Here is a 13,893-nt window from a genome sequence, read left to right as displayed (position 1 = left end):
GCTGTATCCGCTTCCATTAAAGCTGTATTCGTAAGGGGCAGTTCCTGTTCCTGCTGTTACATTGATAGTAACTGTTCCTGCAACTTTTCCATTTGAAGCATTACAAGAGAATGGAACAACTGTAGTTGTTGCAGCTAAAGTACTTGGCTGTGTAATAGTTACTGCTACAGAACCTGTACAGTTTTTACTGTCTTTTACATAGAAAGTATAAGCTCCTGCAGCCAGTCCGTTAAATACAGGGTTTGTAGTAAATCCTGTTGTAGCGTTATTGCTGTATGTAAATCCGCCTGATCCTCCAGCACCTGTTAAAGTAACCGAACCATCAGCAGCTCCGTTACAGCTTGCGCTTGTTGGAACAGCCGTTACTGTTGGATTTGTGATAGGGTCTACTTTAGTTACTGCTGTTGCCTGACACCCATTCGCATCTGTAATTACAAATGTATAAGTATCTGCATTAGCAGGCGTTACTGTATAAGTAAATGTTGGTCCCGCAATTGGAGCACTTGGTGCGCTCGGTGTACCTGCACCTTTTTTTACTGTATATGTATAGGTAGATTTACCACCGCCAATCGTAACTGTAATTGTTGCGTTTGGAGTAACTGTACAATCTAATTCTTTGGTAACAGTCCCTGCTGCAGTTAATTGTGGATAAATAATTAAAGCAGTCGCAGCCTGAGCAACACATCCATTTTTATCTTTTACATAAACTGTGTAAGTTCCTGCCGGTACGCTAAAAGTATTTGATGTCTGGAAAGAAGTTCCATCAATGCTATAAGTCAACGGAGCTAAACCAGTACCTGTTGCTGTTATAGTAAATGAATTTCCAGAACCAGTACACTGATTGCCGTTTGTTGCTGTTACACTTGGTAAATTATCAGTAACAATCGTAACTGTATTTTTTGTAATACAGCCATTCGCATCTTTTACATAAACATCCCAAGCTAAATCTGCTCCCGAATTAGTATCTACTGTTAAAACAGCACTGTTGCCATAAGTCGATGATGGCACAGTCGACGGGCTTTTCGCGAAAGCGTAAGTATAATTTGGAGTTCCTCCTGCAGCTGTAACTGTAATTTGTGAATTATCGTTATTACAATTTACGTTTGTTGAAGTTGCTGTAAATGTTAATGCATTTGCAGGCTCAGTAATAATAATACTTGCTGTGTTTGTACAACCTGTTGCATTATCCCTTACTTGTACAGTATATGTTCCTGCAGCTGCATTAGATAATGTTAATGTGTTTCCTGATTTTGTTATTGATGCGCCTGCAGGTGTTACTGTAAAAGTATAAGCTCCTGCTGTAGCGTTACCAGAAACTGTAAATGTTCCTGCTCCTGTTGCTCCTCCTTTACAAAGGGCATCGTTTGTTTTATTACCAACAATTGAAATTGGTGTTACAGCATTGATAATATAGGCTTCATCATAATAACATCCATTAGCATCAGTAACTCTAAAGTTATAAGTTCCTGCAGCTAGTCCGGCAAAAACTCCCGTAGTGTTTGTTGCTGCAGATGCTGCTGGTGATGTAATTGAATATGCTAAAGGTCCAACTCCGTTTGTAGCTGTAGCTGTAACTGTAGTTGTTGTAGCTGTACAAGTAACTGCGGCATTGCTAAATGCTAAATCTGTTGGAGGGTTTAATCTGTTAATTGTAATGGTTTGAACCGGAGTTTTACAACCCTGAGCATCACTAACTACATAAGAAATAGTTTGATTAGTGCCATTATCTGTTACAGATAGTGTACGTGTGCTTGTAAATGTTGTTCCTCCGTCAAAACTATATTGATAAGGTGCTGTTCCGGTTGTTGGAACTGCAATTGTTACAGTGGCTGCTTGTTTTACATTTGATGCATTACATGTAAATGTAGTTGCAGTTGCAGTAGCTGTTAATGTCGTAGGTTGTGTGATTGTGATATTTCCTATCGCAGATTTACAACCTTTACTATCCATTACCTGGAAGGTATAAGTTCCCGCTGCTAATCCTGTATAATTGGACTGAGCAATAAATGTTGAACTTCCGTTGAAGCTGTAAGTATAACCTCCAGATCCGCCTGCTCCAACTAATTGTACAGAACCTGTTGAAGCTCCATTACATGTAGCGTCAACTTTAGTAGCTGTAACTGTTGGATTTGAAATTGGGTTTACAACTGCACTAGTTGTAGTAATACAGCCTTTTGAATCTGTAATTTCAAAAGTATAAGTATTTGCTGTCGTTGCTGTGTAAACAAATGAATTGCCTGTTATATTATTGCTGGATCCAAAAGTCCCAGAACCAATTTTTACTTTATATGTAAATGCACTTGTACCACCAGTAATAGAAACTGTAATAGAAGCATTTGGAGAAGTAGTACAATCTAATGTCTTAGAAATTGTGGCACTTCCCTGAAGCTCTGGTGCAATTACAATATTGCTAATTGCAGCTGTACAGTTATTACTGTCAGTTACAACAACATTGTGTGTACCAGGACCTACGTTTGTAAATGTATTAGAAGTTTGCGCAGCGCCTCCATCTAAACTATAAGTTAAAGTTCCCGCGCCTGTAGCTGTAACAACAAGGGTTGCCTGATTAGCAGCATCATAACATAAATCTGAACTTGCTGCTAACGATGCGGTTGGTGCAGTTGGAGAACTAATATTAACTGTTGCAGAAGCTGGTGAACTACAAGAATTCGCATCTTTAACAACTATTCTGTAAGTTCCTGATGCAACATTAGTAAATACATTTGACGTTTGGAATGGAACAACTACTGTAATTCCATTAGATTGTCTCAATTCATATTGATAACTTGGTGTTCCTCCTGTTACTGTTGCAGTAATAGAAGCTCCATTTGTACAAGTAGGCTGAGCCGTTACCTGAGCTGTTACAGCCAGTGCTGCCGGAGCAGTAACTGGTTGAGAGAATGGGAAACTACAAGTCGATGCACTATTGTTAAAACGAATCTGAATTGCATATGTCTGGCTTGTTAAACCAGTTACTGTTACAGGAGATACTTTAGAATTTATCCATGTAGCACCATTATTCATAGAATAATCAAATCCGTAAGGAAGATTAAAGTTTTGTGCTGCTAAAGTAATTTCTCCGTTATTTCCTCCGTTACATGTTACGTTTTTAACGCCAGTTATTGAAGCTGTAAATGCTTTATTGCTATCAATAACAACTGGGAAATCTTTTTGTGTGATACATGATTTTGGAATCTGACGAACCCAAATATCATCAATTACAATGTCATTACCTCCGTACTCAACACTTCCTGAACGAATTCTGAAAGTAAGGTTTGTATTATTTCCAGGATTTAATGAGATATTGATAGGAACCCATTTTGTTCTGTTAGGATCATTTGCGGCTTCGGCAATTTTACCTGTATCTTCTGTAGCAACTACAGTACCGGCACTATTAACTAACTCAAATCTTACAATTGGAGCCGCTCCGTTTACACCCGTATTTAATAAGTTACCTACATATAGAGAAACCATAACTGGCTGATTCGGAATAACATCAATAATTGGTTTACTGTATAAAATTCCGTAAGGCCCGGCTGCTGCTCCAATATTTACTAATAAATATCTTCCGTTTGCATCTGTACCATTTGTTGTGTGATCTTTAAAGTGATACCAAGCTGTATCATTTCTCCAGAAGAAACTTGTAACTGAATATTGGTTGTCTTCAACAGAACGAGTTGGAGTACCATTTAAAGAACAAGTATATGGAGGATTAACTCTTTGGTCGTTGAAACAATAAGCCGAAGCAATACCCGGAGTTGTTGTAGTTCCACCAGAACCAAAATCTTCTTGTAATAAGTTACTGTAAGTTGGTACAGAAACTAAGTTATATTTTACACTTACTGTGTGTGATCCAGAAGGAACGTTTAAGAAAACATTAGAAGGAGTATTTGTATTTAATACATTATCTAAATAATATTCATAACTATAATTTGCTCCACCGCCATTTGTTACGGTTACGGTACTTGTTGCAGTTCCGTTACAGTTAAATACAGGAGGATCTACTGAAATTGTAGGGTCTGCAGGTTTTGGATCTAAAACTACACCCGGCATTGCAAATGTACAGCCCTTTGAATCTCTTACATAAAGTGTATATGTTCCCGGTGCTACATAAGCTTCATTTGAAGTTCCATAAGTTGTACCTCCGTTGAAACTGTAAGTATAAGGAGGAGTTCCGCCTTGAGGGTTAGTAATACGAACTTTACCAAATCCATTACCAGAAGGGTCGCATCCTGCTAATTCAGAAACACCCGCAGAAGCACTTAATGCATTTGCAGGAGCTGTAATAGTTATAGGTGTTGCAGGATCAGTACATGTTACTCCCGACAAAGTGTATTTAACTACAACATTATAAGTTCCACCTGATAAATTAGAGAAAACTGGAGTACTGCTAAATGTTGCTCCATTATCAATACTGTATTGTAAAGTGTATCCGTTTGCGTTTGTAACATTAATATTAATTTGTGCCGTCTCGCCGCTGCAATTAATTTGAGTATTTGTTACATTATATACTGGTTTAGGATTTCCTGTAACTGTAATTGATGTTGTTGCCTCACAGTTATTAGAATCAACTAAACGAATATTATAAGTTCCGGGAGCAGTTACCGTTATTACATTTGAAGTAAGGAACGTTGTAGATCCGTTTACAAAGAAGAAATAAGGCGCGGTTCCTCCAGAACCTGATAACGTAATTTTCCCGTCACTACATGCTGTAAGAGGCGTAGTCAAAGCTGCAGTTGCCACTAACGGAGCCGCAATATTATTTATAGAAATAACACTTGATACATCACAAGTTGGCGCTGGCGTACCGCCAACTGGAGCATTTGTAACTCTTACTCTGTAAGTTGTTCCAGGATTTAAATTTGGAAAAGTATAATCTGAAGCGGCAATTGGACCTGCACTATTTACAAGAGCATTTGTCGCATTATTATATAGGTAGTAATAATATTGCGGGTCAATATTAAGTGCCCCAACTTTTATACTTCCTTTATCACCATAACAAGCCGGTTGTGTAACCGCAGTACTAATTTGTAAATCTCTTTTTCTAATAAGAATATTAGGAACAGTAAAAATACATGGATTAGTCGTTACACCTACTTGTCTGATATAAACAGTATAAGAGTTTGCAGTTGTAATATTGAAAGTATTACTTGCTTGATATGCACCAATTGCACCACTAGGGTCAGTTCTGATAGCATATTCGTATCCTGCAGGTACTCCACCAATTGTAATACTTCCGGGAACACCACAAATAATATCTTTATGAGTTTCTGTTGGAGTTAATGAATTCGTGTAAACATTAAAATAGAAACGGTTGAAACATCCTCCCGCATAATTTAATGTAACACGGAATTGCCCAGCCTGATTTGCTGTATAGTTTTGTCCGCTTCCAACACTAGTCCAGGTACAGGCTGTGTTTTCATTCGCACAATTCTGATTTGTTACAGCAGCACAGCTTGCTTCGTTTAGTTTTTCCCAAACAATACTTGTTGCATCAGAAATGCTGGTTGTAATTTGTCTCGTTGCATTTGATCCACACAAGAAAATATTTGGTAATTTTTTTCCATCATTAGAACAAGTTACTACCTGATCTGCAAAAGGAATTACCGGATTATCTACTGTGCTTCCAAATCTTGTTACAACAAATGACTGGTAAATTGATCTACAAGGTGCAGCAGCTAAGTTATAAACGTAATAAGTTCCAGGATCTTTAACAACCAATGTTTGTCCTTTACCTATTTGGTTTGTTCTTGCTTCATCGCTATACCAGGTATAATCTGTATAACCATTTGCAGCTGTCAATGTAATATTCTCACCACAAAGCGTAACATTAGAAGTAAATTTACACCCATCTACACCAACTAAAAAGTTTGTCGCTTTTGGAACTAAAATACATCCTGTGTTTGTATTAACACTCGGGTCATCAGAAATTGTAAATGTTGTATTTTGCTGACCTTTGTAAGTTGCATAAGCAGAGTTGTCAATACTATTAGAACAAGCTTCGCTCAAACTTTGACAATCCGGAACAACTTTAACTTTGAAACTGATTATTTTTTCAGGATCACCAACTTTTACAATATTACTGTTTATTGCAAAAACAATATTTCTCGTTGTTGCATTATAGCTTTGAACTGTTACACCTGCTGGCAGCGAAACAATATCTGCAGGGTAATTAAAAATAATATTAATAGGCAGCTGATCTCGAATCGTAAATGAAGTCGCATTATCATTACCTGTATTTTTAAAACCAATTTCGTAATTTAACTGCTGCCCCAAAGTAACATTCTGGCCGCCAATATCTACTCCCGCATTATTCTTTACAATTTTTGTCAGAACAATTTTTGGTTCAATAATCTCAACGTTAAACGCATTGAAGAAAAGTCCATAACCATCTCCTCCTGTACTAAGTTTTAATTGTGCCGAAGTATCATTGTTTTTAATAATTGTATTAGCGGCATTATTAAGATTGATAATACCCGTTTCAAAACCTAATGTGTTTCCGCTGCTTGGGGTTCGGTCTGTAAAAGGACCATTAACATCATTTATAGTACTATTAAAAAAGTTATTTACCGGACGTTCTGTGGTAAAAATATCTGTATTATTAATAGAATATTTATCTCCCGTTAAGTTAACGTCTCCTTCAAGTGCAGCAAAAGCTAATTTTGCTTTTACAACTCCTGTTGGAATTGTTTTAAATCCTGTTAAATCATAAGTAACTGGTCCACTACTTGCCTGAATCCAGCGAAAACCGTCAAAAGATGTAATATATTTTGCCGATGATTTTGGATCTTCATACACCACAAATAAATTCCATCCGGCAGAAAAACCACCATTTATACTCCCTCTTCCCGAAATAATGTTGGCAACAGTATAAGTCCCTTCAGGATTTGCTAATCCCTGAATCATTGATGTCAGATCGTAATAATATGCATACGGCATCTGATCACCATTTGATGTCGTTGGAAAGTAATCATAAATTAATGATCCTGAAATGTTCGTGTAAGCTGTTTGATTTGGAAGTTTAATCTTAATTGAACCCAGATTGGCACGATTAACTGTTCCATTGTCAACAGTTCCTTTACTGTAAATACCAGCCCAATAAAGACCGGCATAAACAACTTTATAACATTCCCTACTAGTTTGCGGAATAGTTAAATTCGCCGAGCTTGAACTGAACGTCGTGTTATCACTATCAACATCAATATATTGCATAGTAAGGTCGTTGTTGTTCTGGCTGGTTGAATTGAAGGCATTATTAGGCCGCTCACCATTTTTGTTGTTATCTCTATTCAAAATATTATTACCTATCAAGAGCATATCACCTTTTAAACTCTGGTCAAAGCGAGGGGTGAAATTCTTTTGAGAGAACATAATAAAACTCTGTATAAAAAATAATACAGCTAAAACTAATTTTAAAGTAGTAGGTTTCTTCATGTTACTATGGTTTCAGTTTAACTATTGTTCTTTAAAGGGGCATTCAAAAAACAATATTCAATCTTAATTTAAATTTATGTTTTTACTTTCCTTCTTCCTTTTCCGAAGAAGTTTCCATCTATATCCTAATATTAATTCTCGACTTTTACGATTGCCATTTTTCCGTTGTATGGTGCTTTTCCTTTAGCTTCTAATGCTTTGGTTGCCTCTTGTAAACCATCAAACTTTTCGTAATAGATATAATATTTACTTGTTGTTATATTGTAAAAGAAATTAATATTTGAAAGTCCCGAAGCTACTGCTTTAGTTAAGAACTCATCTCGTTTCTCTACACTGCTGTGTACTGCAAGAATCATATAATAACCACTTTCAGAATTTTTAATATTCTTAATAATCTGCATATTCGACTGATCTTCTCCAAAATCAAAATCAGCTGCTGTCAATGGCGTACTGCTTGGTTTCGTAGTCTCTTTAATACGTTTAAGAGCTGCAAGATCCTGTGCATATCTTCCCTGATCATTTTCGTATGCCGCACGTTTAATTCTACGTTTTTTCTCAATCTCAGTTTCCGTTTTAATACGCTCTAAATCGGCTAACAATGCTGCACCTTCTTGTTCCATTTTCAACTGTGCTGCTTTTAATTGGTTTATCTTTTCAAGATAAGCTTTGTTTAATGCATCATTTTTATTTGGAACCTTTTTCAGTCTTTCATTATATAAATTTGTCAGCTTTGCAATTTCATCTTTTTGAACTTTGCTTGCTTCAGCCAATTGTAATTTTAATGCTTCTAACTGACTGTTTTCTGCAGCAACACTCTTAAATGGTTTTGGCTCTTTGTAAATACCTTTTTCACTTAAATCATTTTCTTCTTTTAAGTCATTCAGGTCTTTTTGTTTATTTGCTACAGTTGATTTAAACTGATCTAATAAATCGTTTTGTGTTTTACCAGAAGATTCAATAGACTCTGTTAAGCTTTCAATTGCTTTTGCTGTGTCGTCTTTTGCAGCTGCAGCTCTTGCCGCTGCCGCTTCTGCATCAGCTTTAGCTTTTTCAGCTGCTAGTGCTGCCTGACGCTCTTCTTCTGCTTTTAATTGTCTTGATTCTTCTTCTGCTTTTAATCGTTCATTAGCTTCTGCGTCTGCTTTGGCTTTTGCTTCAGCTAACAATTTAGCTTGTTCAGCTTCCATATCGGCTTTAGCTTTTGCATCAGCTGCTAACTTGGCTTGTAATGCTTCTGCATCTGCCTTAGCTTTTGCATCAGCAGCTAATCTTGCCTGAAGTGCTTCTGCATCAGCTTTCGCTTTTGCATCAGCTGCTAATTTTGCCTGGCGCGCTTCTTCGTCTGCTTTTGCTTTTGCATCGGCTGCTAACTTAGCCTGAAGTGCTTCTGCATCTGCTTTTGCTTTAGCATCTGCAGCAAGTTTCGCTTGAAGTGCTTCTGCATCTGCCTTAGCTTTTGCATCAGCTGCTAGTTTTGCCTGTAATGCTTCTGCATCTGCCTTAGCTTTTGTATCGGCTGCTAACTTAGCCTGTAATGCGTCTGCTTTAGCTTTTGCTTCTGCTGCTAACTTAGCCTGAAGTGCTTCTGCATCTGCTTTTGCTTTTGCATCGGCTGCTAGTTTTGCCTGTAATGCTTCTGCGTCCGCCTTAGCTTTTGCTTCTGCTGCTAATCTCGCTTGTTCTGCTTCCGCATCTGCTTTTGCTTTTGCATCAGCCGCTAACTTAGCCTGTAATGCTTCTGCATCTGCCTTAGCTTTTGCGTCAGCTGCCAGTTTTGCCTGACGAGCTTCTTCAGCTTCTTTTAATTGTTTTTCTTCTGCTTCCGCTTTCGCTTTTGCAGTTGCTTCTGCATCTGCTTTAACTTTTGCATCAGCAATTAGTTTTGCTTGTAAAGCTTCCATATCAGCTTTTGCTTTTGCATCGGCTGCTAATTTAGCTTGTTCTGCTTCTGCATCTGCCTTAGCTTTTGCTTCTGCTGCTAATCTTGCCTGAAGTGCTTCTGCATCAGCTTTTGCTTTTGCTTCTGCCGCTAATCTCGCTTGTTCTGCTTCCGCATCAGCTTTTGCTTTTGCATCGGCTGCTAATTTAGCCTGACGCGCTTCTTCGTCTGCTTTTGCTTTAGCGTCAGCCGCTTGTTTTGCCTGAAGTGCTTCTGCATCTGCCTTRGCTTTTGCYTCWGCAGCTAATCTTGCCTGAAGTGCTTCTTCGTCTGCTTTTGCTTTAGCGTCAGCCGCTTGTTTTGCCTGAAGTGCTTCTGCATCTGCCTTGGCTTTTGCCTCAGCAGCTAATCTTGCCTGAAGTGCTTCTGCCTGAAGTGCTTCTGCATCTGCCTTGGCTTTTGCTTCTGCGTCTAATTTAGCCTGAGCTTCTGCATCAGCTTTCGCTTTTGCATCTGCCGCTAATTTTGCTTGTAATGCTTCTGCATCCGCTTTCGCTTTTGCTTCTGCGTCTAATTTAGCCTGAGCTTCAGCGTCAGCTTTCGCTTTTGCATCTGCTGCTAATTTTATTTTTAATGCCTCTGCATCTGCCTTAGCTTTTGCTTCTGCGGCAATAATGGCTTGTCTGGCTTCTGCATCTGCTTTTGCTTTTGCATCTGCAGCTAATTTTTCTTTTAATGCAGCTTCTTCCGCAGCTTTTTCTTTTGCAGCAGCAGCAGCTTTAGCTTTGTTTGCGGCATCAATTGCTGCTTTAGTTTTTGCTTCAGATGCAGCTTTCGCTTTTGCATCTGCGGCTAATCTTGCCTGAAGGGCATCTGAATCTGCTTTTGCTTTTGCATCTGCAGCCAATATAGATTGTAAATCTGCTTCTTCAGCTTTTGCCTTAGCGTCAGCTTTACGTTTTGCTTCTGCTGCATCGGCTTTCGCTTTTGCATCAGCTGCTAATTTTATTTTTAATGCCTCTGCATCTGCTTTTGCTTTTTCTGCTGCTAATTGAGCCTGTGTTTTTTGCGGAGCTGCAGGTGCTGTGCTTGCGGCAGCTTGTTTAGCTTTTGCTTCGGCATCTGCTTTTGCTTTTGCGTCAGCGGCTAATTTTATTCTTAATGCCTCAGCATCTGCTCTCGACTTATCTGCAGCTAATTGTGCCGGAGTTTTTTGTACAGCTCCCGGTGCTTTGTTGGCTTGTGCCTGTGCTCTTGCAGCGGCAGCGGCATCAACTCTTGCTTTATTATCTGCAGCAAGTTTTATTCTGCGTGCCTCAGCATCGGCTCTGGCCTTATCTGCTGCCAATTGCGCTTGTGTTTTTTGTTCTGCAGCAACTGCTCGGTTTGCAGTAGCTGTTTGTGTTCTTGCTGCGGCTGCGGCATCTGCTTTTGCTTTAGCCTCAGCAGCTAATTTTATTTTTAATGCTTCAGCGTCTGCTTTAGCTTTATTGTCTGCTTCTAGTTTTGCTTTTTCTGCGGCTGCGGCATCGGCCTTAGCTTTTTCTGCAGCGGCAAGTCTCACTTGTTTTGCTTCGGCGTCTGCCTTAGCTTTTGCCTCAGCAGCTAATCTTGCTTTTTCAGCTCCATCTACTCGTGTTACCGGTGCTGTATCTGTTTTTGGTTTAGCAATTACCGGTTTAGAGGTAGTTCGTGACGGATCTATTAATGATCCTTCTTCGTCATCTCCGTAATAATAATTTCTGTTTTTGAATTTATAAGCAATTGCAAATTCATGAGAACCTCCCATGTTTGTAAAATTGCCCATTCCTCTTTCATAATTATATTCGATTGCGATACTTGGAGAAATATTAACTCCCAGTCCTGCAGAAATTCCGTATAAAGTATTATATCCGGCTTGTGCCCAAACTCCCTGCTGAAGTGTAAGCATGGCAAGTCCAGATAAAACTGTTTTGTCTTTTTTAATTTCTGTTTTTACAATTCCTGAGAATTTACTTTGCTCAAAAAATCCATAACTGTCTATATAACCCGTGTACATAGCATGAAGCTCGATAGCTCTTTCCGGATCTTCTTTTACAACTCCCGAACCGAAATTGTACAGAATTAAGTTGTTTACCGATAATCCGAAATCAAGAAAAGCTGTACCGTAGTTAATACCCGGATTTACGGTAAGCATTGTATTGGATGGATAATCTCCGTTTAAAATAGTTGTATCGTCAGATATGATTTTTCCTTTGTCTAAACCGCTTTGATAAGCACCAACATTTAAACCAAAAGTCAAATTACTGTCCTGATCTAAAACAATATTATGAGCAAAATTGACAACTCCTCCAAATACGGTCATTAAACCATAATTCTGCTGAAACAAACCAATTGCAAAAGCTTCATTTTCTCTGAATCTTCCGGAGTAATTGGCCAGATAAGTCATTGGGGCATTATCAAACTGCACCCATTGTCTTTTATTATAGAAACTTGCATAAGCATTTGTTTCGCGAACAAAGCTGAAAGCAGGGTTTATTAGGTATCTGTTAAACTTTAATGAATTTCTGATAGGTAATGAAAACGAAACAACTCCATTCTCATTTTTGTCCTGAGAATAGAGTGCATTTGAAAAACCGTAAAATAAAGTTATGAATAGTAAAATTTTCTTCATATTATTTAATCACAGTAATTGATCCTTTTTTTTCACCTGTGTCTGCTTGAATGACATAGTAATAAACTGGATTTACATTTTTAAAATCTTTAATAAATGAATTAAGTTCCGGATCGTAGTTGCTTCCAACATCATCAAACATTACATCTCCATTCGAACTTAAAATCATCAACTTGGTTGTTGCGGTTTTATATATTTCAGGTATATCCCAATAAGGTTTATCTCCTGATAATTTTACAATGTTTGGTATTACTGTAGCTGGGCTAGGTTCACCTTTAATTCTGAACGTAAATTCTCTTGAAGCAATACAACCAGATTCCTGTGAAATTTTAACTTTGTAAAGACCTCTTACGGCTACCAGATAACTTCCTGTATTCGCTCCGTTAATAGCGATTCCGTTTAAGAACCACTCAAACTTTGGAGTCGTTGCATCTGTTGTTACAGATACGTTTAAGGTTTCACCATCTTTTAATTGATATTCGTCTGCAACATCAATACTGGCAGTAAAACTGTTGCTTTTTAAATCAATACTTCCTACGGCTTTACATCCTCCAAAATCTACCTCAACAGAATAAATTCCGGACTCAGTCGCAGTAATGCTTCTTGTCGTTGCTGCGAGTGCTACACCGTCTTTTTTCCACGCATAACTGTTACCAGAAGTCGCTGTTAAAACAGTTCCTGTACCATTGGAGCAAAAAGGATTTCCTAAGCTGGAATCTACCGTTACTGCAGATCCTCCAGTTGAAGAAACTACGGTTACACGGTTAGAGCTAAAGTTATCATCATCACAGCCTCCATAATTAATTTGAGCATAATACACTCCCGGAGCATTAGCGACTAACGTTGTACCGCTTTGTCCTGCAATTAATACATCATCTTTATACCACTTATACGTTAAACCTGGATAATTGGCAGGAGATGATGGCTGATCTGAAGGAGTTGGGTTGTAAACAGAAAGACTGATACTTCCGCCGGAGCAGATTGTTGCATTGGCTTCTTTATTATTGATATAGAATTTGTCTGTAAATATTCTGTAAAACGCAGGGAATGAAGTCTGATCCTGAAAATTCTTGAACCTCTGGCTGTAAACCGGCGTTGCTGTATTACTTTTAACACGAAGGCTATAAGTATTTGATCCTTTTAAATTTGTAGGTATTGCAAACTTAATTGTCTGCTGCTGCGCTACAGGATCATCAACAAACGAAATTTTTGTAGTAGCTGTAGGGGTTGTAAAACTTCCTGTTTCATCAGATAATTCAACTTCAAAAGTAGTTCCCGCAGGAAAATTTAAGTAGCTGAATGTTGCGTTGTACTCATTAAAAGGGGTTCCGTTAACTATTAAACCCGCACAAATCCTGTCAAAAGGAAGCTGCTGCCCAACAATCGCTGCTGTTTGAGCATAGGTGTGCGATTTAGTAAAGAGAATTATACTAAATAAAAAGAAAACTTTAAAAAAAGATAAAGTAGTTTTTCGAATCATATAGTACGTTTTCTTGCTAAGTCTATACGCTCAAAAAACAAGATATCAATGAATGTTTCAGAAAAATCATATTTGTAGTTCTCAATAATGTCTTTTGCAAGAATTGAAGTAGAACCAATCAATGAATTTTCATCGCATTCTGTAGATTGACCATTCGTATCAGCTGCCATAGTAAGGCTGTCCTTGGGGGTGGACAGCCCTACTATTAACTGATTAGAATTATCTAATTTGCTGATCGTTTTATCAGCTGATTCGTTATTTTGATTTATCTCAATTACCGTTGTTAATTTGCAGTCAGAAACTGCAGAAAAAGTAGGTTTTTCTGATGCTGAGCTTTGTGCATACAGGCTTAACGAAATAGGAGAAACCAAAAAGAATATATATAAATACTTTTTTGTAGATAGAGCCATTATGTTTTGATCTTTATTTGGTCCTTATAAGACGATA

At 38.0% G+C, this 13,893-nt stretch carries 4 protein-coding genes; all 4 read right to left on the bottom strand.

Annotation, left to right across the window (positions count from 1 at the left end; translation table 11 throughout):
- Window positions 1-7,434 (bottom strand): beta strand repeat-containing protein (locus ASE21_RS07090; protein ID WP_082603444.1); only part of this gene is annotated, 7,434 nt, incomplete at its 3' end.
- A gap of 131 nt (window positions 7,435-7,565) precedes the next feature.
- Window positions 7,566-11,966 carry a type IX secretion system membrane protein PorP/SprF gene (locus tag ASE21_RS07085; protein WP_057121905.1) on the bottom strand — a complete coding sequence of 1,467 codons (4,401 nt, stop codon included), beginning with the start codon at window positions 11,964-11,966 and terminating at the stop codon, window positions 7,566-7,568.
- Window position 11,967: 1 nt separating this feature from the next.
- Window positions 11,968-13,446: a gliding motility protein SprC gene (sprC, locus tag ASE21_RS07080; RefSeq protein ID WP_057121904.1), complete on the bottom strand. Its 1,479-nt coding sequence runs from the start codon at window positions 13,444-13,446 to the stop codon at window positions 11,968-11,970.
- On the bottom strand, window positions 13,443-13,856 hold the full coding sequence (locus ASE21_RS07075) for a hypothetical protein (RefSeq protein WP_057121903.1): 414 nt from the start codon (window positions 13,854-13,856) through the stop codon (window positions 13,443-13,445). Before ASE21_RS07075 ends, sprC begins: the two co-directional genes overlap by 4 nt.
- Window positions 13,857-13,893 lie beyond the last annotated feature (37 nt).

Origin of the sequence: Flavobacterium sp. Root901, assembly GCF_001429765.1 — a bacterium.
Lineage (GTDB): Bacteria > Bacteroidota > Bacteroidia > Flavobacteriales > Flavobacteriaceae > Flavobacterium.
Note: the sequence above shows the minus strand (reverse complement) of the source record. Positions and strands in the feature narration are given on the sequence as shown.